Source organism: Kribbella pratensis (assembly GCF_004366075.1).
Classification (GTDB): Bacteria; Actinomycetota; Actinomycetes; order Propionibacteriales; family Kribbellaceae; genus Kribbella; species Kribbella pratensis.
In genome coordinates this window covers 392,918-412,998 of the sequence record NZ_SODU01000001.1, presented here as the reverse complement: position 1 = coordinate 412,998, position 20,081 = coordinate 392,918, and the positions used below count along the sequence as shown (strand labels likewise).

20 protein-coding genes are annotated in these 20,081 nt (G+C 68.0%); 10 read left to right on the top strand and 10 right to left on the bottom strand.

Features of this window, described 5'->3' with window-relative positions; genetic code table 11:
• Positions 1-62: 62 nt before the first annotated feature.
• On the bottom strand, positions 63-1,007 hold the full coding sequence (locus EV137_RS01940; RefSeq protein ID WP_134126083.1) for an SDR family NAD(P)-dependent oxidoreductase: 945 nt from the start codon (positions 1,005-1,007) through the stop codon (positions 63-65).
• Between the two features lie 34 nt (positions 1,008-1,041).
• Positions 1,042-1,941 (bottom strand): LysR family transcriptional regulator, encoded by a 900-nt coding sequence (locus EV137_RS01935; RefSeq protein WP_238175031.1) that lies wholly within the window; start codon positions 1,939-1,941, stop codon positions 1,042-1,044.
• Positions 1,942-2,036: 95 nt separating this feature from the next.
• On the opposite strand from EV137_RS01935, the gene EV137_RS01930 reads away from it, so the two are divergent.
• The 8 genes from EV137_RS01930 to EV137_RS01895 all read left to right on the top strand — a co-directional run bounded on the left by EV137_RS01930 (position 2,037) and on the right by EV137_RS01895 (position 9,038).
• Positions 2,037-3,074 carry a hydroxyacid dehydrogenase gene (locus EV137_RS01930; protein ID WP_134126081.1) on the top strand — a complete coding sequence of 346 codons (1,038 nt, stop codon included), beginning with the start codon at positions 2,037-2,039 and terminating at the stop codon, positions 3,072-3,074.
• 38 nt (positions 3,075-3,112) lie between these two features.
• Positions 3,113-4,255 (top strand): mandelate racemase/muconate lactonizing enzyme family protein, encoded by a 1,143-nt coding sequence (locus tag EV137_RS01925; RefSeq protein WP_134126079.1) that lies wholly within the window; start codon positions 3,113-3,115, stop codon positions 4,253-4,255.
• Positions 4,256-4,263: 8 nt separating this feature from the next.
• Positions 4,264-5,571, top strand: a complete 1,308-nt coding sequence (locus EV137_RS01920) for an ABC transporter substrate-binding protein (protein WP_134126077.1) — start codon at positions 4,264-4,266, stop codon at positions 5,569-5,571.
• A 5-nt stretch (positions 5,572-5,576) separates the two neighbouring features.
• Positions 5,577-6,524 carry a carbohydrate ABC transporter permease gene (locus EV137_RS01915; RefSeq protein ID WP_134126075.1) on the top strand — a complete coding sequence of 316 codons (948 nt, stop codon included), beginning with the start codon at positions 5,577-5,579 and terminating at the stop codon, positions 6,522-6,524.
• Entirely contained in the window at positions 6,514-7,338 is an 825-nt protein-coding gene (locus EV137_RS01910; protein WP_134126073.1) for a carbohydrate ABC transporter permease, read from the top strand. Before EV137_RS01915 ends, EV137_RS01910 begins: the two co-directional genes overlap by 11 nt.
• A 2-nt stretch (positions 7,339-7,340) precedes the next feature.
• Positions 7,341-8,123, top strand: a complete 783-nt coding sequence (locus EV137_RS01905; protein WP_134126071.1) for a sugar phosphate isomerase/epimerase family protein — start codon at positions 7,341-7,343, stop codon at positions 8,121-8,123.
• A gap of 45 nt (positions 8,124-8,168) precedes the next feature.
• Entirely contained in the window at positions 8,169-8,612 is a 444-nt protein-coding gene (locus tag EV137_RS01900) for a carboxymuconolactone decarboxylase family protein (RefSeq protein WP_238175030.1), read from the top strand.
• Positions 8,613-8,684: 72 nt separating this feature from the next.
• Positions 8,685-9,038 carry a YciI family protein gene (locus EV137_RS01895; RefSeq protein ID WP_134004553.1) on the top strand — a complete coding sequence of 118 codons (354 nt, stop codon included), beginning with the start codon at positions 8,685-8,687 and terminating at the stop codon, positions 9,036-9,038.
• Between the two features lie 634 nt (positions 9,039-9,672).
• On the opposite strand, the gene EV137_RS01890 is transcribed toward EV137_RS01895, so the two are convergent.
• On the bottom strand, positions 9,673-10,722 hold the full coding sequence (locus EV137_RS01890; RefSeq protein ID WP_134126067.1) for a LacI family DNA-binding transcriptional regulator: 1,050 nt from the start codon (positions 10,720-10,722) through the stop codon (positions 9,673-9,675).
• 37 nt (positions 10,723-10,759) lie between these two features.
• On the bottom strand, positions 10,760-11,467 hold the full coding sequence (locus tag EV137_RS01885; protein ID WP_134126065.1) for an SDR family NAD(P)-dependent oxidoreductase: 708 nt from the start codon (positions 11,465-11,467) through the stop codon (positions 10,760-10,762).
• Positions 11,468-11,513: 46 nt separating this feature from the next.
• Here EV137_RS01885 and EV137_RS01880 point away from each other — a divergent pair, with 46 nt between their 5' ends.
• Together EV137_RS01880 and EV137_RS01875 are read left to right on the top strand one after the other, a co-directional pair.
• Positions 11,514-12,059 carry a MarR family winged helix-turn-helix transcriptional regulator gene (locus EV137_RS01880; protein ID WP_134126063.1) on the top strand — a complete coding sequence of 182 codons (546 nt, stop codon included), beginning with the start codon at positions 11,514-11,516 and terminating at the stop codon, positions 12,057-12,059.
• Positions 12,060-12,141: 82 nt separating this feature from the next.
• Positions 12,142-14,403, top strand: a complete 2,262-nt coding sequence (locus tag EV137_RS01875; protein WP_134126061.1) for an ATP-binding cassette domain-containing protein — start codon at positions 12,142-12,144, stop codon at positions 14,401-14,403.
• On the opposite strand, the gene EV137_RS01870 is transcribed toward EV137_RS01875, so the two are convergent.
• The 6 genes from EV137_RS01870 to EV137_RS01845 form a co-directional block, all read right to left on the bottom strand.
• Positions 14,392-15,381 (bottom strand): winged helix DNA-binding domain-containing protein, encoded by a 990-nt coding sequence (locus tag EV137_RS01870; protein WP_134126059.1) that lies wholly within the window; start codon positions 15,379-15,381, stop codon positions 14,392-14,394. The two genes, EV137_RS01875 and EV137_RS01870, sit on opposite strands and share 12 nt — an antisense overlap.
• Before the next feature lie 181 nt (positions 15,382-15,562).
• The gene (locus EV137_RS01865; RefSeq protein ID WP_134126057.1) at positions 15,563-16,348 is read right to left on the bottom strand and encodes an SGNH/GDSL hydrolase family protein; all 786 of its coding nucleotides are present in this window, start codon (positions 16,346-16,348) and stop codon (positions 15,563-15,565) included.
• A 129-nt stretch (positions 16,349-16,477) separates the two neighbouring features.
• Positions 16,478-17,518 (bottom strand): mandelate racemase/muconate lactonizing enzyme family protein, encoded by a 1,041-nt coding sequence (locus EV137_RS01860; RefSeq protein WP_134126055.1) that lies wholly within the window; start codon positions 17,516-17,518, stop codon positions 16,478-16,480.
• Positions 17,515-18,288 carry an energy-coupling factor ABC transporter ATP-binding protein gene (locus tag EV137_RS01855; RefSeq protein WP_134004572.1) on the bottom strand — a complete coding sequence of 258 codons (774 nt, stop codon included), beginning with the start codon at positions 18,286-18,288 and terminating at the stop codon, positions 17,515-17,517. Before EV137_RS01855 ends, EV137_RS01860 begins: the two co-directional genes overlap by 4 nt.
• The gene (gene cbiQ, locus EV137_RS01850) at positions 18,285-19,043 is read right to left on the bottom strand and encodes a cobalt ECF transporter T component CbiQ (protein WP_134126053.1); all 759 of its coding nucleotides are present in this window, start codon (positions 19,041-19,043) and stop codon (positions 18,285-18,287) included. The genes EV137_RS01855 and cbiQ overlap by 4 nt, the downstream gene beginning before the upstream one ends.
• Positions 19,040-20,059, bottom strand: a complete 1,020-nt coding sequence (locus EV137_RS01845) for an energy-coupling factor ABC transporter permease (protein WP_134126051.1) — start codon at positions 20,057-20,059, stop codon at positions 19,040-19,042. The genes cbiQ and EV137_RS01845 overlap by 4 nt, the downstream gene beginning before the upstream one ends.
• Between the last annotated feature and the right edge of the window lie 22 nt (positions 20,060-20,081).

The following is a 20,081-nucleotide window of genomic DNA, read 5'->3' as shown; positions in this document are numbered from 1 at the left end:
ACCGACCTGCCTGGATGATCGGTCCCACCTCCTTCAGTCTGCCGTTACCTGACCGCGTCAGCTTACCCGAATGCGTTCACGCCGGTGAGCTGCGCCGACACGGTCCACAGTCGCTCCGCCGACGCGGGGTCGATCGCGTACGGGCGTACTCCCGGCGCGTCGTCGGTCGACACCTCGGCGACCTCGCAGTCCTCGAGGAACACGCCACCGATCCCGTCGAGCTGCGGCGACGTCGCCGCCCACACCTGTGTCGCGGCGCCCTGCTCCGGGCTCTTGAACGCCGGGTTCAGTGGATTGCCGTCCTCGTCGATCCAGCCGTAGTCGACCATCTCCTGCTTCTCGAGGTGTCGCTGCAGCGGCGTCAGGATCCCGCCAGGATGCAGCGCGAACGCCCGTACGCCGAAATCCTTGCCGAGCGCATCGAGCTGGACGGCGAACAGCACGTTGGCCGTCTTCGCCTGCCCGTACGCCTCCCACTTGTCGTACCCCAGCCGGAACTCCAGGTCGTCCCACCGGATGTCCGACCGCCGGTGCCCGGTCGACGACACCGAGACGACCCGTGCGCCACCGCCGGCCGCGATCGCCGGCCACAGCCGGTTCACCAGCGCGAAGTGCCCGAGGTGGTTGGTCGCGAACTGCGCCTCCCATCCCGGCCCGACCCGCGTCTCCGGCGACGCCATGATCGCCGCGTTGTCGATCACGATGTCCACCGACCGGCCCGAAGCCAGAAACCGGTCCGCGAACGCCTCCACACTCTCCAACGAGCCCAGGTCCAGCTCGTCGACCTCAGCGAGCTCTCCGAGAACTTCCCGGGCCGCGTCCGGCCGACGCGCCGGTACGACGACGTGGGCGCCGGCCTTCGCCAGCGCCTTGGTGGTCTCCAGACCGAGACCGGAATATCCACCGGTGACGATCGCCAGCTTGCCGGTCAGGTCGATCCCGGCGAGGACGTCGTCCGCGGTGCTGTCGTGCCCGAAACCCGAGCCGATCTTGTGTTGTGCACTCATGCCATCGAGCCTACGAATTAGAGTTCGCTCTAAGTCAAGTCGTGAGGCGCGGATCGAGCCGCAGGGATTCGGCCAGGCGCTGCAGGGCCGGGTTGGGGTTGTCGGGGCTCCAGCAGGCGTGCAGAGTGACCGAGTGCGCGTCGGCCGCGTCCAGCTCGCGGTAGCGGACGCCCTCGACACCCATCGCCATGATCGAGCGTGGGATCAACGCGCAGCCCAGGCCGGCGCGGACCAGCGCGAGCATCGTCGGCACCTGCGACGCCAACTGGCTGACGGCGTAGCGATCCATGCCGATCATCGCCGCACAGATGTCGTGCAGGTACTGCGATCCCTCCGGGCTGTACCCGATGTAGTCGTCGGTCACGTCCACCAGCGAGACCGCCCCGTCGCCGAGCGCCAGTGGATGCGAGGCGGGTACGGCGAGGACCAGGTCCTCCGAGTGGACCAGCAACGACTCGAACTGCGCCGGGATCGGCGGGCGCACCAGGCCGAGGTCGATCTCCAGGTTCGCCAGCGCCTCGAACTGCGCCGGGCTCACCAGTTCGGTCAGCTCGGCCGTCACCCCGGGCGTCCGTTTCCCGACCATGGTCAGGAAGTCGGCGAGTACGGCGTACGCGCCGATCGCGGTGAAGGCGAGGCGGAGCGTCCCGGTCGTCCCGTCCGCGGCGCGCCGGGTCGCCTCGGGTGCGACTTCCAGCAGTGCTAGCACCCGGCGGGCGTGCTCGAGGAAGACTCCCCCGGCCGCGGTCAGCCGCACGCCGCGGCCGGTGCGGTCGAACAAGCGGACGTCGAGCGTGCGCTCGAGGCCCTGGATCTGGCGGGTCAGCGGCGGCTGGGTCAGGTTCAGGCGCTGGGCGGCCCGGCCGTAGTGCAGTTCCTCGGCGACGGCGACGAATCCACGGAGTTGCTGGAGCGACAGGTCCATGGCGGCCATGCAAGCACGGTATCGGTCCATACGTAAATGGGCTTGGACCTGCATAACGGAAAGCGCCTACCGTCGGATCACCGACCACCGAAGGAGCCGACACGGTGCCGAAACTCGCTGCCCTTTTCTCCCCCGAACGCGCCGCCGACGTGATCGACCCGGAGACCCGCCGCCTGCTCGAGGACCGCTTCGACGTGGTCTGGGCAACCGCCGACCACACCATCGGCCACACGACGGGTAACGGCTCGCTCGCGAGGCCGCCGGCGCTCGACCCGGCCGCGGTACCGCTGCTGGCCGAGGGCGCCGACGTGCTGCTTACCAGCTGGGGTACGCCGCACCTCGGCAAGGCGCTGTGGGCCGACGGCAACGGTCCGAAGGTCGTCGCGCATGCCGCGGGCACCGTGAAGAACCTCATCGATCCGGTCATCCTCGACCAGGGGGTCGGGGTGTTCTCGGCAGGTCCGCGGATCGCGTGGTCGGTCGGTGAGTACTGCCTGGCGTCGATGCTCACGCTGGCTCGGCAGCTGCCCCGGTTCGACGGTGCGGTCCGCGGTGGCGGGTGGAAGCAGACCGGATACCGCGGGCATGAGCTGGCCGGCGCGAAGGTCGGGATCGTCGGCGCGAGCAGTACGGCGCGTGCGTTGATCACGCTGCTCAAGCCGTTCGGCTGCGACGTGGTCGTGTACGACCCGTACTTGAGTGCCGAACGCGCCGCCGAGCTCGGGGTCCGGCTGGCCGAGCTGCCGGAAACGTCAGCGAGCGCCTTCTTGACGATCCATGTGCCGAACGTGCCCGAGACGAAGGGCATGATCTCGCGCGAGCTGATCGAGCGGCTGCCCGACGGTGCGGTCGTGGTCAACTCGTCGCGCGGTCCGGCGATCGATCAGCAGGCCCTGCTGGAACACGCTGTCTCCGGGCGGATCTACGCCGCGCTCGACGTCTACGACCCGGAGCCGCCGGACCTTGCCGAGAGCGCTCTCCGTGCGGAGAACCTGTTGCTCACCCCGCACATCGCCGGCGACACCGCCGAGGGCCACCTCGCACTCGCGGGCTACGTGCTGAAGGACGCCCTCCAGTGGCTCGAAGACGGCACCCGAGGCCCCAGCTTCGTAGATCCCGCCCTCTGGTCGATCGCCGCCTGATCCACCGCGCCGAGCAGACCGAGAGAGGACTGATCATCTTGTCCCGCATCACCCAGGTTGAGGTCTTTGCGGTTGCGGTGCCGTTCGCGCGCCGGTTCGTGCTCGGCAGCGGCGCCGTCGGCTCCCCCGACGCCGCCCCCGACCAGGCCGGCGCGGTGATCTTCGTGAAGCTCACGACCGAGGACGGTGTGGTCGGCTGGGGAGAGCAGCGAGCGCTCCCCAGCTGGAGCTACGAGACCGCCGAGACGATGGCGGTCGTCATCCGCCGGCACCTCGCCCCGATCCTTCTCGAACTCACGCCGTTCGACGTCGAACTGTTCCATCAGCGCGCCGCCAAACGCCTCAGCCCCGCCGTCTCGAACGGTTTCCCGTTCGCCCGCGCCGCCGTCGACGTCGCGTTGCACGACGCGGCCGGCAAGCTCGCCGGCGTCCCCGTGCACGCACTGCTCGGCGGCAAGATCTACGACGAGATCCCGCTCTGTTCCGCGATCGGGGTCGGCGACCAGGAAACGGTCCGCGAACACGCTCTCCAGTCGTCGGACTATGCGGCGTACAAGGTCAAGATCGGCGGCGACCTGGACGCGGACACGGCCGCGATCGAGACCGTCGCGGAAGTTGCCGACGGCAAACCGCTCTGGCTGGACGCCAACCAGTCGTATCGACCAGCCGCGCTGAAACAACTCCGCGACCGGACGGCGCACATCCGCACGATCCATTGCGTCGAGCAACCTGTGCCGAGCACCGACACGCTCGCCATGCAGCGCGTGCGCGAGCTCATCGACCTTCCGGTCGCGATCGACGAGGGCAGCTTTTCCGCGCAGGACCTCGCCCGCGCGATCCGCCTGAACGCCGCGGACCTGGTCGTCGTCAAGGTCTGCAAGTCGGGCGGCCTGCGGAACGCTCTCAAGACCGCCCAGACAGCGCTGGCGGGCGGCGTGGAATTGCTCGCCAGCGGCCTGACCGACTGCGGAGTCGCGTTCGCCGCCGCACTGCACGTGTTCAGTCAGCTCGAGCTCGCCCTGCCCGCCGAGCTCAACGGGCCGGAGCTGCTGACCGATCTGTACGTGGACGGGCTGAGCATCACCAAGGCCGTCGCAACGGTCCCCACCGCCCCTGGACTGGGCGTCGAGGTCGACGAGGAGCGCATCCGCGCCGAGTCGATCGACCTGCTCTACCGTTGAGGAGATCGATGAGCACCAACCTGACCCGCCGCAGCGTGCTCCAGCTCGGCGGACTGGCCGGCATCGCGCTCGCCGCCGGCTGTTCTTCGGGGCCACCGGCCGGCACCGCCACCTGGGCGATGTGGTCGAGCAGCGCCGCCGAGAAGAAGGTCTGGGAGGACTTCGGCAAGTACGTCGAGAAGCAACTCGGCGTGAAGTCGGTCGCCACCCTGACCCCGTCGAGCGGCTACCCGACCAAACTCGACCTGCAACTCGTCAGCGGCACGGCGAGCCTGGTCACCGCGCTCAACGGCACCCTGATCCCGACGTACGCCGCCCGCGGTGCGCACCGGCCGCTCGACGACCTGATCGCCGCCGACCCCGACTTCAAGCTCGACGACTTCTACGAGACCAGCCGGAAGATCTCGGGCTTCAACGGGAAGACGTACGCGATTGGCTTCGACGTCGCCCCGACAGTCATGTACTACAACAAGGACCTGCTGAAGAAGCAGGGCGTCCCGCTGCCGTCCCGGACCGAACCGATGTCCTGGGCAACGTTCCGCGACCTCGCCAAGCAACTCACCAAACCCGGTGAGCAGTACGGCTTCACCTGCGCGCCAGCCATCGACGACCTGGTGTCGTGGATCTATTGCGCGGGCGGGAACGTGATGAGCGCCGACGCGAGCCGCAATACGCTCGGCGATCCCGAGGCGATGGAGGCGCTGCAGTTCGTCATCGACTTGTTCGTGAAGGACAAGGTCACGCCGCCGATCAAGAACCTGGTCACCGAGAGTTCACTGTCCAACTTCATGCAGGGCAACGTCGCGTTCATGCAGAACGGGCCGTGGCAGGTCGTGAACGCCCGGAAGGCCAAGTTCGACTGGGACATCATCCCGTTCCCGGCCGGCGCGAACGGGAGCACGCCGCGCGTTTCAGGGTCCAGCTTCGCCATTCCATCGGGGGTACGCGAGGGGGCCGAGCTCGACCTCGCGTGGAAGCTGCTCAAGACGCTCACCAGCACCGGCGCGCTCGACATCTACGCCAAGGCCGGCCGCAACAACCCGGCCCGGCTCAGCGCAGGGAGCGCGTTCCAGCCGCCGCCCGACAACCTGGGCATCGTCCAGGACATCCTGGCCGGCAAGGTCGCCGGCGGCCACGCCTTCGACGTCACCACGAACTGGAACCAGGTCAAGCAGTTGCTCGGCCAGGATCTCCCGCGGACGTTCCTCGGCCAGGTCAGCGTCCCGGAAGCCATCAACGGTCTGACGCCGCGTCTCGACGTACTGATGCGGCAGCATCTCGACACCGTCCGCCAAGCCACGGCCAGGAAGGGGTGAGCGTGATGGCCATTTCCACGGCAGACACCGCACCTGTCACCACCGCACCGGTACCGGCCAAGCAGGCCCCGCCGCCGCGTTGGCGCAGCCGGGAAGCGCTCACTGCGTGGCTCTTCATCCTGCCCAGCCTGATCGGCTTCCTGATCTTCACCGCCGGACCGGTCGTCGCCGCCGGCGTCATCTCACTGCTGAACTGGAACCTGTTCAGCGCACCCACCTGGGCCGGCCTGCACAACTTCGCCCGCCTCGGCCCCGATCCGACGTTCTGGTCCGCGCTCGGCAGTACGGCGTACTTCACCCTGGTGAGCGTCCCGCTGACGATCCTGGTCAGCCTTGCGCTGGCGCTCCTGCTCAACCAGGGCCTGAAGCGGATCGCCGTCTTCCGATCCCTGTTGCTGTTGCCGTACGCAACCATTACGGTGGCGGTCGCGTTCGTCTGGATCTGGCTCTACATCCCGCACGACGGCCTGGTGAACGCCGTGCTCGGATGGTTCGGCATCAACGGCCCGGCCTGGCTCATCTCCGACACCTGGGCGATGCCCGCGCTGATCCTGATGAGCGTCTGGAAGAGCTTCGGCTTCGGCATGGTCGTCTTCCTCGCGGGCCTCCAGGCGATCCCGCAACAGCTCTACGAAGCGGGCCGCGTCGACGGTACGTCGCCATGGAAGAGCTTCCGGCACATCACGGTGCCGATGCTGTCCCCCGCGCTGTTCTTCGTAATCGTCACGTCGGTGATCGGATCGTTCCAGGTCTTCGACCAGGCGCTGATCATGACGAACGGCGGCCCGGGCACCCGCACCACCACGCTGGTCATGTACATCTACCGGACCGGCTTCGAGAACTACGACCAGGGGTACGCCGCTGCGCAGTCGCTGGTCCTGTTCGCGTTCATCGTGCTCATCACCGCAGGTCAGTTCCTGTTCCAGCGGAAGTTGGTGCACTATGACAACTGAGATCCGGCGCAAGCTCGTTGTCTTCACCTGCTTCCTGGTCACCGCGATCACGCTGGTCCCGGTCGTCATGATGGTGCTCGTCGCGTTCCAGTCCGACGGCGAGGCGATGGCCGCGAAGCCGTCGTTCTGGCCGAGCAGCTGGCATCCCGAGAACCTGACCCGCGCGTTCGAGCTCGTCCCCCTCGGCAAGTACCTGCTGAACACGATCTACTTCGCCGCCGGTACGACGCTGCTCGAAACGGTCACCGCGGCGCTCGCGGCGTACGCGTTCGCGCGGCTGAACTTTCTCGGCCGGAGCTGGCTGTTCGGCATCTACCTCGCGACCCTCATGATCCCGTCGCAGGTGACGCTGATCCCGCAGTTCGTGCTGGTCGCGAAGCTGCACGGGATCGACACCTGGCCGGGCATGATCCTGCCGCACGCGTTCACCGCGATCGGCGTGTTCCTGCTCCGCCAGTTCTTCCTCGGCATCCCGCGCGACTACGAGGAGGCAGCCCGGTTGGACGGCGCCAACCGGTGGCAGGCGTTCGTCCGAGTCATCGTGCCGCTCGCGGTGCCGGCCATCGCGACGCTGGCGGTCTTCAAGTTCATCGGGCAGTGGAACAACCTGCTGTGGCCGCTGGTGATCTCCAACAGCGACGCCACCCGGACCGCATCGGTCGGCCTGCAGGTGTTCCAGGACACCAACGGCACCCAGTGGAACCTTCTCCTGATGGCGGCGACCGTCACCACCGTGCCCCTGATCGTCCTGTTCTTCCTCACGCAACGTTGGTTCGTCCGAGGTATCACGATGAGTGGGCTGGGAGGCCGTTGAACATGACCTATCTGTGGTCCGTCTTCACCAAACCGTGGATCGGGTTGCCCGGTGACGAGCTCGGGCGGCTGATCTCCGGACTCGGATTCGCCGGGGCCGAGGTCCCGGTGCGCGAAACGGCGTACGTGACGCCGGCGACCGCCGAGGCCGAGCTGCCGAAGTTCACCGCGCAGTTACGGGCCGAGGGCATCGAACCGATCAGCGTCGCGAGCGAGCTGTCCGAGCACGTGTTCGCGGCGTGCGCGGAGTCCGGCGTGCCGATGATCCGGATCATGGCCGGCCTCGGCCCGGACGGGTACGCCGCTTCGGTACGACGCAATCGCGAGCTGCTCGAGACCGCCGCCGTACTCACCGAGCGATACGACGTACAGGTCGGAGTGCAACCGCATCACGGGCGATATGTCTCGTCGACGCTCGGCGTACTGCAGTTGCTCGACGGGCTGCCTCATCGGTTCAAGCTCGTGTGGGACGCGGCGCACGACGCGCTTGCCGGGGATCATCCCGCGGTGACCCTGGAGCTCGGCGCGGACCGGCTCGGCATCGTGAACCTGAAGAACGTCCACTACGTCCGCTCGGAACGCGGCTGGACGACGAACTTCGTCGAGGCCGAGGACGGATTGTCAGACTGGCCGGCGGTGTTCGCGACGCTCCGGCAGCTCACGTACACCGGCCCGATCTGCCTGACGGGTCAGTACTCCGATCCCGCCGTACCGGTGGAGACCAGGCTCGAAAGAGATCTGCGATTCGCTGTCACATCGGCCGCGCAGCATCCGTCAAGGGAGTGAAATCAACAGACACGAGCTTTTGGAGAACCTCCCATGCAAGCACGGATGACCAACCCCGCAATGGTTCTGCCCGACGCCACGAAGGGCATCCAGAACATCTACAAGGCGATCGGGCAGTCCGGCGCCGACGGCAGGACCCTCGAACTCGTACACCTGCGGGCCAGTCAGATCAACGGGTGCTCGCCGTGCGTTTTCGGCGGCGTCAAGTCGGCGCTGAAGAACGGTGAGTCCGACGAGCGGCTGCACCAGGTCGCGGCGTGGCGCGACTCCGACCTGTTCACCGACGCCGAGCGGGCCGCACTCGAGATGGCCGAGGCCGCGACCCGGCTGGCCGACAACCCGACCGCGGTCACCGACGAGATCTGGAACGCTGCCGCCGACCACTTCGACGAGAAGGAACTGTCGGCGATCATCCTGATGATCGCGCTCACCAACCTGTTCAACCGCCTCAACACCACGGTGCGGGAGCCCGCCGGCGCCACCTGGTAGTCACTACGCTGGGCCCCGGATGTCGAGAAGATGTCCGGGGCTCCGACGTACCCGGGTGAATGGAGGCAAGCCATGAAATACATGCTGCTGATCTACGGGAACGACGAGACGTGGGACACCTTGCACGCCGAAGGCATCGACCAGGTGATGGAACAGCACGGCGAGCTCATCGACGAACTGAAGGCGCGCGGTGAGCACGTCGACGACAGGCCGCTGACCATCGCGAACTCGCGGGTGGTCCGGGTGCGGGACGGCGTACCGACGGTGACGGACGGACCGTTCACCGAGGCCAAGGAAGTGCTGGCCGGCTACTACATCGTCGACTGTGCGAGCCTGGATCGCGCAACCGAGATCGCCGCGCGCCTGCCAGAGGCGCCGTACTCGCCGATCGAGATCAGGTCGTTCACCGACCCGGTGGAGAGCTAGCTGTCCAGCGGCTTGCCGGCCTCAGCTGGGCGTTGGACACCTGAGACCGGCGAGTCACTGACTCAGACCGTCTACGTCCCGACGGGTTCGCGGGACGCGAGGATGACCCCACCTGAGGCGGGCTGATCACCCATGCCCCGGCCACCTCGGACGTACACAGTGCTACCGGGCGCCGGCGCCTGGGCACCGTCGCCGAGTCGGAGCGTGGTCGTCATACCGTTGCTCAGTCTGAGCATCGCCACGCGTCGCGGTCGCACCGACGGAATCGACGAGCTCACCTCGTGGATGCCGGTACACACCGCCGGTTGGATCGAAGCTCGCCCGAGTCCCGCGTTGCCGTGACTCCTCACATCACGGCACTGCTCGGCAAGCCTTGTCATCGCTGACACACTTCCCCCTTCTCATCGTTACTGCCCCCGAGTGTTGGCGGTTGCGGTCGCACCGAACACCTCGTCCTCACGGCACGCCCGCACACTCCCCCGTCCTTCCCGCACCCGGAAACGACGCGGAAGTGATCAGGCAACCCTCGCTGAGAGTGACGACGTTTTCAAGGGATCGTGACCGGAATCCCGTTCCCCGGAACGACTGTCCAGGAACCCTACCGACCACCGAAGCCGGCGGTAGCAGGGCCGCGTCACCGTGCGGTGCTGGCGCGTTCGACCACGTGGTGGGGGATCATCACCCTGCGCGGCGGTGCGTCCTTGTCCGCCATGCGCTCGGCCAGCAGGTCGAGGGCCGCGGCCACGAACTCTCTGCGGTCGAAGGCGATCGTGGTCAGCGGCGGAATCATGAACTGACTGTCGAGGATGTTGTCGAACCCGGCCACCAGGACCTGCTTCGGTACGTCGATGCCCGCGCTCCACAGCGTGGACAAGGTACCGGAGGCCATCGTGTCGGTGAAGCAGAAGAACGCGTCCGGCAACTCGTGCTCGGCCAGGTACTTCCCCACCACGGTCGCGGCACCCTCGGGCCGCCAGCGGTCGAGGCTGATCTCCAGACTCGGATCGATCGGTACGCCGGCCTCCTCGAGCGCCTGGCGATACCCCGCGGTCCGCAGCCGCGACGCCGCCGTACCCGGGGACTCGGCCGATCCGCCGAGGACTCCGACCCCGCTCGAGCCGCGCGGGATCTCCGGCGTACCGACGGCCGCGATCCGCCGGCAGCCCTGCGCCAGCAGGTGTTTCGTCAGGTCCCGCGCGGCCGCGACGTTGTCGATCGCGACCTGGCTCACCACGTCCTGGTCGACGTCACCGATCAGCACGAGGGGCGGTAGCGGACCGGCCGTCGTCACCGCGCTGTCGTCGAGGTTCACCGGGTTCAGGATCAGGCCGTCCACCAGGTACGCGCGGGCCTTCGAGAGCAGCTCGAACTCGCGCTTGGGCTCGGCCGCGGTCTGCTCGATCTGCACACCCCAGCCGCGCTCGTGGGCAAGCTCGACGACCAGGTGGACGATCTCCGCGGAGTACGGCCTGAGCAGGTCGGGCAGGGCCAGCGCGATCATGCCGGAGCGGCCGTTGCGGAGGCCACGCGCGCTCATGTTCGGCACGTAGTCGAGCTCGGCGAGGGCGCTCTCCACCCGGGCCCGGGTCTCGGGGCGCACGAAGACGACGCCGTTGATCACGTTCGACACCGTCTTCGGCGACACCCCGGCGAGCTTGGCGACATCTTTGACGGTGGGACGCATGCTGCCCATTGTCACACCTGACATACGTTGTCACGTATCAGCGCGTGACGAAGGCACCGCCGTTCACGTGCAGGACCTGTCCGGTGAGGTGGCGGGCGGCGGGTGAGGCGAGGAAGTGGATCGTCCCGGCGATGTCGTCGACCTGGCCCTCGCGTTTGGTCAGCGTTGCCCGGAGCAGAGTCTCGCGGCGCTCGCCGGTGAGCCGGCCCTGGAAGAACTCGGTCTCCGCGGTGAAGCCCGGCGCGACGACATTGGAGGTGACTCCCCGGGGCCCGAGCTCGGTCGCCACGTCGACGTTCCACATCGCCAGCGCGGCCTTCGAGGCGCCGTACGAACCCGGCCCGCGAGCGCCGGCGATCGAGCCCAGATGGACGACGGCAGTGGTCAATCGGGGTGCGAGGGCGGTTGTGGTCAGGACTGCGCTGATCAGGTTGGCTTCGAGGTTCGCCAGCCAGTTCGCTTTCAGTTGCGCGAGATCGCCGTCCGGCCGGCCGAAGTCGGTGTTGCCACCGGCATTGTTGACCAGGACATCGACCTGCTCGGGCAGTTCGTCCAGCAGCCGCTCCACCTGCGCCGGGTCGGTCGCGTCGCACACCACTGCCCTGACTCCGAGATCAGCGGCGGTCTTCGCGAGTACGTCGGCGCGCCGGCCGGTGATCAGCACGTCGTCACCGTCCGCGCGGAACCGCTCCGCGGTCGCCCGCCCGATCCCGGTCGCTCCCCCGGTCACCACGATCGTCCTCATCTGAAATCCTCACGTTTAGCTCTAAATGTTTAGATCTAAACGTACCATGGGTCCCGTGGTCGACAACTACCCGCTCGATGCTCCGAGTCCGTACCCCGCCGCTGAGATCGCCCGCGCCTGGCAGCGGGAACGCCCCGGTACGCCGACCGACTCGATCGAGATCGTCACTCCCCTGTGGCGGCTGGCGAAGCTGTTCGCCGACGACCGGCGCCGGGTGCTCGCGGACGCCGGCGTGGATCCCGCGACGCTCGACCTGCTCAGCGTGCTGCGGCGCGCGGGCACGCCGTACGAGCTCAGTACGCGCGAGCTGTCCCGCCGTACGCTCGTCACCGCCGGGGCGATCTCGCAGCGGGTCGCCCGCGCCGAGGCCGGCGGACTGGTCACCCGGCGGTCCGCGGCCGACGGGAGTCGCGCGGTCGTCGTCACGCTCACCGAAGCCGGGCACGACCTGATCGAGCGGACGGTCGACCAGGTGCTCACGCGCGAGTCCGAACTGGTCGCGTCACTGTCCCCCACCGCGCGCACCCAGCTCGCGGGCCAGCTCCAGGATCTGCTCGACGAGGTCGCCCGCATCGCTCGCAAACCTTCCTGACGACGTTGAAACTTTTACCCAGCCACGAGGGCTGACAAGCTGAGCCAAGTTGGTGCGGGCGGTTCAATGAGACCATTGAAGGATGCTTCCTGCTGACAGTCATGACGTCATCCAGGTGCGCGGCGCCCGCGAGAACAACCTCAGCGGCGTCTCGCTCGACATCCCGAAACGCCGGCTCACCGTCTTCACCGGAGTCTCCGGTTCCGGCAAGTCCTCACTCGTCTTCGACACCATCGCCGCCGAGTCCCAGCGGCTGATCAACGAGACCTACACCGCGTTCGTGCAGAACTTCATGCCGAGCCTCGGCCGGCCGGACGTGGACGCGCTGCGGAACCTGTCCGCCGCGATCATCGTCGACCAGGAACGGATCGGCGCCAACGCCCGCTCCACCGTCGGTACGGCGACCGACGCCCACACCATGCTCCGGGTGTTGTTCAGCCGCGCCGGCACGCCCTACGCCGGGTCGCCCTCGGTCTTCAGCTTCAACCGCGCCGAAGGCATGTGCCCGGTGTGCGAGGGGCTCGGGCGGACCACCGAGTTCAACCTCGACGAACTCGTGGACCGCGACAAGACCCTCAATCAAGGCCCGATCAAGGCGCCTGGGTACTCGGTCGACAGTTGGCACTGGCAGCTGATGGCTCAGTCGGGCCTGTTCGACGCGGACCTGCCACTGAAGGACTACCCGGCGGAGGCGTGGCAGCAGTTCCTGTACCAGGAGCCGATCAAGATCCGGGTCGGGAAGAGCAACCTGACCTTCGAAGGGCTCATCAGCAAGCTGAAACGGCAGTACCTGAGCAAGGATCCGCAGTCGATGCAGAGTCACGCGCGGGCGTTCGCCGAGCGCGCGATCCGGCAGGAGACGTGCACGGAATGCCACGGTGTGCGGCTGAATGCCGCGGCCCGGAGTGTGACCGTGGACGGGCGGACGATCGGTGAGTGTTCGGCGATGCAGATCAGCGATCTGGCCGAGTTCGTTGCCGGGGTCAAGCATTCGGGCGTCGGGCCGATGCTGGACGGGCTCCGGGAGCTGCTCGAGTCCTTCGTGACGATCGGTCTCGGCTACCTGAGCCTGGATCGCGAGTCGTCGACGCTGTCCGGTGGTGAGGCGCAACGGGTGAAGCTGGTGCGTCATCTCGGGTCCAGCCTCAGCGATGTCACCTATGTCTTCGACGAGCCGACGGTCGGCCTGCATCCGCACGACATCCAGCAGATGAACGACCTGCTGCTGCAACTGCGGGACAAGGGCAACACGGTGCTGGTCGTCGAGCACAAGCCGGAGACGATCCGGATCGCCGACCACGTCGTCGACCTCGGCCCGGGTGCGGGCCTGTCCGGCGGGCGGCTCTGCTACGCCGGCGACGTGGACGGTTTGAAGACGTCCGGGACGCTCACCGGGCAGTACCTCGATCACCGGGTGACCGTGCGGGACGACGTACGGCGGCCGACCGGGAAGATCTCGATCGAGCACGCGTCGCTGCACAATCTGCAGGACGTGAGTGTCGACGTTCCGCTCGGCGTACTGACGGTGGTGACCGGGGTCGCGGGTTCCGGGAAGAGTTCACTGATCCACGGCTCGCTGGCCGGGCGGGACGGCGTGATCGTCGCGGGTCAGGAACCGATCCGCGGGTCGAAGCGGAGCAATCCGGCGACGTACACGGGGTTGCTGGATCCCATTCGCGCGGCCTTCGCCAAGGCGAACAAGGTGAAGCCCGGGTTGTTCAGCGCGAACTCGGTCGGCGCCTGCCCGACCTGCAAGGGCATCGGGCTGGTGTACACGGACCTCGCGATGATGGCCGAGGTCGCGTCGGTGTGCGAGGACTGCAACGGGGCCCGGTTCACGGCCGAGGTGCTCGAGTACCGGTTGCGCGGCAAGGACATCAGCGAAGTACTGCGGATGACGGTGGCCGAGGCGCGGAAGTCCTTCGGGACCGGTACGGCGCGGACGATCCTGGATCGGCTCGCGACGGTCGGGCTCGGTTACATCGGGCTCGGGCAGCCGCTGACCACGCTGTCGGGTGGTGAACGTCAGCGGCTCAAGCTGGCGATCAACATGGGCCGGACCGGGTCGATCTACATCCTCGACGAACCGACGACCGGACTGCACCTGGCCGACGTCGACAAGCTCCTCGGCATGCTCGACACGCTTGTCGATCAGGGCAACACGGTGATCGTGATCGAGCACCACCAGGCGGTGATGGCGCACGCCGACTGGCTCATCGACATCGGCCCGGGAGCCGGCCACGACGGCGGTCGGGTCGTCTTCACAGGAACGCCCGCTGACCTGGTCGAGAGCAGCCCGACCATCACCGCGGAGCATCTCCGCGAGTACGTGTCAGTGGCCTGAGAAGCGGTTGATATCTGCTAGTTCCTGGGTCAGGTCTGCTGGTTCGAAGAGGTCGACCGCGAGGGTGGCGTGCTGCCAGGTGCCGATCGGGCGGCCGGCTTGCACGACTGCGGGACGCAGCATGCCACCGCCGGGGAAGATCGAGGTCGGTAGGTCGAAGTGGCGGTTCTGATAGCCGAGTAGGTAAGCATCGAACTCGCCCAGCATGCGTACGTCGTAACAGCCCGGGAGATCGTCGACGGCGTGGAGTTCGGTGGTCTCGATCTCGAAGGACGTCGTGGCCACCGCCTCCACCGCTCGGCGCGCAACTGGGACCGGCAGGCCGGACCAGGTGGCGAAGTCGCGTGGGGTGGCTGGGCCGTACGCGGTCAGGTAGCGGCGGGCCAGGTCCTCGGGGTCGCCTTCGAGGACCAATGGCTTGCCGAGCCAGTCCCGGACGGCGACCCAGGTTTCGCCGGGGCCGTAGCAGAGACGTCCGAGCAGACCGGCGTACCGGATGAGCGCGTACACAGCCTGTCCTTTGGGCTCCGCGATCAGTCCGGCGCGGACCAGGACGTCCGCCAGTTCGGCGCGGTTGCTCGGGCCGCGGGTCAGCAACCAGTCCTCGAGTACGTCGGCGGCCTCGGCTCGGACGCGATCCGGGAGGCCGAGTTCGCCGTACCGGCGCTCGGTGTCCTTGATCAGTTTCGGGCCGAGCACCCCGAGCAGAGGGCCGGCGTCCTCGGTCGCGACGAGTTGGAGGGTGCCGCGCATGAACCAGCCGCGGATCACGGAGCGGTCGGTTTCCTGGGCGCTCGCGACGTCGGCGAGCGTGGTCGCGGTCGATCGGGCGCGGACGGCGTACGCCGCTCCTCGCCAGGTCTGGGCCTGGAGTCCCCCCGCCCGGCGTACGACGTCGGCCACCCCTCCGGGGCCGGCCTCGTTCACCGGACGCGCCAGGCCGTTGGCCTGCATCCTGGCTGCCAGTAACCAGTCCACAGACCTCCGCGCCACTCCTGCATGACACCACGAACCAGCCCCGTCCGCACCCTCCCCCTCACCAATTTGCCTGGCTGACCCGGCAATTTGCCTGGCTCACCCATGAAATGAGGGGTTCGTGACCCTGAATCCGGGTCACGAACCCCTCATTTGCCTGGTCAGCCAGGCAAACGTGGATCGGTCAGAGGGCGGGTTGGACGAGTCCGGCGTACGCCGCCTGGCCGGTCACGTTGGGGTGGTAGGACTCGCTGACCGGGTTGGACAGGCCGTTGATCCACTCCGGGCTGCCGCAGACCGCGTGCCCGATGAAGTTCGACGTCGGATCCACGAACGTGAAACCGGCCGCGCTCGCCGAGGCCGAGACCTTCGAGTTCAGCAGGTCCGCGGTGGCGTTCAGCTTGGTCATCTCGTCGGGGCTGAAGAACGTGCCGGCGTTGCAGTCGGTGCCGTTGAACAGGCGCGGGTACCCGACCACGACGACCTTCGCCGACGAGGCCCGGCTCCGGATCGACGAGTAGAGCGTGTTGAGTCGGCCCGGCAGCGAGTTGTTGATGATCGACCGTGCGTTCGCGACCGCGCCGGTGCAGTCGGCGAGCCAGGACGGCTTCGCGCACTCGGTGATCACCGACGAGAACCCGGCGTCGTTGCCGCCGACCTGGACGGAGACGATGTTGGTCGAGCTGGTCACCGCCGGCAGCTGATTCGCGGTCACATCGGCGACCCGCGCGCCGGAGCAGGCGACGAACGTGAGGTTCGCGCCGATCCGGCCGGCGTCGATGTACGCGTAGGCCTTCGTGGAGCGCTGGCAGGAGCCGCTGCTCTCGATGTAGGAGCGGGTTCCGACACCGGAGGCGTAGGAGTCGCCGAGCGCGACGTAGTTCGGTGCCGCGGCATGCGCGACACCCGGGCTGAGGAGCATCGCGGCACCGAGGGCCGCGGCAGTGAGCAAACCGGTGAATGACTTCATGGGGGCGGACCGCCTTTACCTGAGCGGGGGGTAGCGACAGAAGTACTCAACGTCACCTTCGCTGACTGGCGAGTAACACACAAGGGCTTGGTAACAAATTCACCGTGGATTCCAGGTGACTGTCACCAACTAGCCGTCCCAGGACGACAGACCCGGTCCCGTCGGCAACGGATAACAACCGTCCACCAGTTGCACCCCGGCAGGCAGCAGCCCGCTCTCCACGTAGATCGTGTTCGGCAGGGCCGCGAGCACATGAATGTGCGCACCGCCGCCGTGCGACGCGTACGGAATCCCGAACCCGGCCGCCATCAACCCGATCTCGAGACAATCCGTCAACCCACCGGCCCGTCGCAGATCAGGTTGTACGACGCCCACGCCGCCGCGCGCGATCAGGTCCCGGAACGCGGCCTGCCCGTAGCGGTTCTCGCCCGTCGCGATCGGGATGTCCAGCTTCTCCGCCAGCCGGACATGACCGTCGGTGTCCCCCGCCGGCAGCGGCTCCTCGAACCACCGGCAGTCGAGTTCTTCGTACACCCGGCCGCGCCGCAGCGCCTCGGCGAACCCGAAGGCCTGATTGGCGTCGACCATCAGCGGCGCATCCGGCCCGATCACGTTGCGGACCGCCTTGATCCGTTGCACGTCCTCGGTCAGCGGCCCGCCGCCGACCTTCATCTTGACGCCGCGGAAGCCCTGCTCCATCGCCTGCGCGGACACCTGCTCCAGACCGGCAACGTCGAGCTCGAGCCAGCCGACCATCGCATACGTCGGGATGGCGGTCCGCTGCGCACCGAGCAACTTCCACACCGGCACGTCCAGCGACTTGCCGAGGAGATCCCACAGCGCCTGGTCGATCGCCGAGATCCCGTACGACGACAGCCCCGCCGTCCCCTGGTAGTCGGTCAGCGTCTGCAGCTGTTGCCGGATCCCCCGGATGACGGCTGGATCCTCGCCGATGATCGCCGGCGCCAGCTGGTCGGTGACGATCTTCGCCAGCACGTCCGGTGAGCTCTCGACACGACCGAAGTACGTCGTACTCACGCCGCTGACGCCCTCGTCGGTGTCGATGCGGACCCTGGTGACACCATTGCGATCGAGCAGCTGGATCGCGTCGCGCACCGGATGGGCCTTGGGCTCCGACGTGACCTCGACGGTGACCGCGGTGATCTTCATGAACGCTCCGGACCGGGGACGGAGAGGGGATCGAATCCGTACGGCAGCTCGAGACGATGTGCGGCCATCAGGTCGGCGTCGCCGAGCAGGTCACGGGTCTTGCCGTCAGCCACGATCCGGCCGCCATCCATCAAGAGGCTCCGCTCGCACAGCTGCAGCGCGTACGGAAGGTCGTGGGTGATCATCAGCAGCGTGACGTCGAGCCCGGCAAGGATGTCGGCGAGCTCGCGACGGGCTGCGGGATCGAGGTTGCTCGACGGCTCGTCGAGGACCAGTACTTCGGGACGCATCGCGAGGACCGTGGCGACGGCGACACGTCGGCGCTGACCGAACGACAGGTGGTGCGGGGCGAGGTCGGCGTGGTCCTGCATGCCGACCTGGACCAGCGCTTCGTGGACGCGATCGTCGAGCTCCGCGCCACGCAACCCGAGGTTGGCGGGCCCGAAGGCCACGTCGTCGCGGACCGTCGGCATGAACAGCTGGTCGTCCGGGTCCTGGAAGACCAGACCGACCTTGCGCCGGATCTCGGTCAGGTGCTCCCGGTGCAGCCCGGTGCCGCCGATCTGGATGCGGCCGCTCCCGGTCCCACCGGCGACCGACCCGAGAATGCCGTTCAGGTGCAGCACGAGCGTGGTCTTGCCGGCGCCGTTCGGACCGAGCAGCGCGACCCGCTCGCCGCGCTCCACGGTGAAGTCGACGCCGAACAGGGCCTGCCGCCCGTCGGGATAGGCGAACACCAGCCGCTCGACCTGAATCGCAGGACCGCTCACAAGCTCACCACCCTAGCCGCGACCGCGATCGTCACCGCGGCGAGGGAGATCGCCAGACCCTCGAGCCACTGTGCCCGGGTCGCGCCCGAGACGCTGAGCAGCGGCATTCGTCCGGTGTAGCCGCGCGAGCGCATCGCCAGATGGACACGCTCGCCCCGCTCGAAGCTGCGGACGAACAGGACGCCCACTCCCCCGGCGACCGCCTTCAGATGACCGACCCGGCCACCGGTGTACCCGCGGGATTCCCGAGCCACCCGCATCCGGTGCAGGTCGTCCGAGACCACGCTCAGGTACCGAACCATGAACGACAGGATCGCTACGAGAGTCGCGGGCAGCCGCAGCCGCTCGAGCCCGGCCAGCAGGTCGCGTGGCGCGGTCGTCGCCGACAGCAGGATCGCCGCGATCACCCCGAGCGTCCCCTTCGCCAGCACGTTCCAGGCACCGAGCACACCCGACTGGGACAGGTGCAGCCCGAGTACGTGGACCTGCGGGCCGGTCGCGACGAAGGGCAGCAACAACGCGAACACGATGAACGGCGTCTCGACCGCGAGCCGTCGCGACACCACGGTCGCCGGCAACTTCGCCACGACCACAGCCGCAACGAGCATCACGGCGTACAGGCTGAACGCCCAGAAGATCGCGGCCGGCGTGGAGACGACCGCGAGGACGAACACGAACAGTGCGACGAGCTTCACCTGCGCCGGGACGCGGTGGACCGGGCTGTCCACCGCGACGAGCAGGCCGTCCCCACTCATGAGGCCTTGTTGGTTCGGAGTGAGGCGAGCTTGGCGATCGCGAGGCCGACGACGATCGTCACCAGTACGCCGATGATCCCGGCCAGTGCGCCGGAAACCTGTGCATTTCCGATGCCGTGTACGCCGTAATCGGCCAGTGGACTGCCCGCGACCGCCGAGTCCTTCGCCGCGCCCTCGAACCCGAGCTTGGCGCCGACGAACTCCAGCCCGTCCGGGTGCGCGCTCGCGAACAGACTCAGCCCGCCCGCGACGAACAGCGTCACCGCAACCCCCACACCGAGGGATCGGCCGGCCGGCTTCGCGGCGATCGGCCGGTCCGGTGACACCGTGGAGGTGTTGCCGTCGGCATCGACCAGGACCAGGTCCTGCTGCAGGTGCCGAGCGGCGTACACAAGGTCCGGCCGGGTCGCGACGACCGCGCTCAGCACGGCCGCGGTGATCACCGCCTCGCCGATCCCGACCAGAACGTGCCAGCCGACCATCGCGGTCGCGAGTTTGCCGAGCGGGATGTCGACCGCGCCGCCGATCGAGTACAGCCCGGCGAACGCCAGGGCCGCGACCGGCACCGACACCAGCGCGCCGACGGTCGCGGCCGGTACGACGCTGCCGACCCGGCGCGGCAGCACCTTCATCAGCGCCCGTGTCAGGAAGTACCCGACGAGCACCGTGATCAGGCCCATCAACGTGATGTTCGTACCCAGCGCCGTCAGACCGCCGTCGGCGAACAGCAGCCCCTGCACCAGGAGCACCGTCGACATCACCAGTACGGCGGTCCACGGCCCGACCAGCGCCGCCGCGAGCGCGCCTCCGAGCAGGTGACCGCTGGTGCCCGCGCCGACCGGGAAGTTCACCATCTGCACCGCGAACACGAACGCCGCGGTCAGCCCGGCCAGCGCCGGACCGGTCTCCCGGAGCTCGCGGTTCGCCCGCTGCAGGCTGAAGCCGACCGCCCCGGCCGCGATCAGGCCGGTGGCGACGGACGTTGGCGCGTTGAAGAAACCGTCAGGGACATGCACGCGCTCATTGTTGTTCTTGTTG

Coding starts and splice junctions, on each gene's coding strand:
- EV137_RS01940 (WP_134126083.1), bottom strand. CDS start 1,007: ATGAGTGCACAACACAAGATCGGCTCGGGTTTCGGGCACGACAGCACC.
- EV137_RS01935 (WP_238175031.1), bottom strand. CDS start 1,941: ATGGCCGCCATGGACCTGTCGCTCCAGCAACTCCGTGGATTCGTCGCC.
- EV137_RS01920 (WP_134126077.1), top strand. CDS start 4,264: ATGAGCACCAACCTGACCCGCCGCAGCGTGCTCCAGCTCGGCGGACTG.
- EV137_RS01915 (WP_134126075.1), top strand. CDS start 5,577: ATGGCCATTTCCACGGCAGACACCGCACCTGTCACCACCGCACCGGTA.
- EV137_RS01910 (WP_134126073.1), top strand. CDS start 6,514: ATGACAACTGAGATCCGGCGCAAGCTCGTTGTCTTCACCTGCTTCCTG.
- EV137_RS01905 (WP_134126071.1), top strand. CDS start 7,341: ATGACCTATCTGTGGTCCGTCTTCACCAAACCGTGGATCGGGTTGCCC.
- EV137_RS01900 (WP_238175030.1), top strand. CDS start 8,169: ATGACCAACCCCGCAATGGTTCTGCCCGACGCCACGAAGGGCATCCAG.
- EV137_RS01895 (WP_134004553.1), top strand. CDS start 8,685: ATGAAATACATGCTGCTGATCTACGGGAACGACGAGACGTGGGACACC.
- EV137_RS01890 (WP_134126067.1), bottom strand. CDS start 10,722: ATGCGTCCCACCGTCAAAGATGTCGCCAAGCTCGCCGGGGTGTCGCCG.
- EV137_RS01885 (WP_134126065.1), bottom strand. CDS start 11,467: ATGAGGACGATCGTGGTGACCGGGGGAGCGACCGGGATCGGGCGGGCG.
- EV137_RS01880 (WP_134126063.1), top strand. CDS start 11,514: ATGGGTCCCGTGGTCGACAACTACCCGCTCGATGCTCCGAGTCCGTAC.
- EV137_RS01875 (WP_134126061.1), top strand. CDS start 12,142: ATGCTTCCTGCTGACAGTCATGACGTCATCCAGGTGCGCGGCGCCCGC.
- EV137_RS01865 (WP_134126057.1), bottom strand. CDS start 16,348: ATGAAGTCATTCACCGGTTTGCTCACTGCCGCGGCCCTCGGTGCCGCG.
- EV137_RS01860 (WP_134126055.1), bottom strand. CDS start 17,518: ATGAAGATCACCGCGGTCACCGTCGAGGTCACGTCGGAGCCCAAGGCC.
- cbiQ (WP_134126053.1), bottom strand. CDS start 19,043: ATGAGTGGGGACGGCCTGCTCGTCGCGGTGGACAGCCCGGTCCACCGC.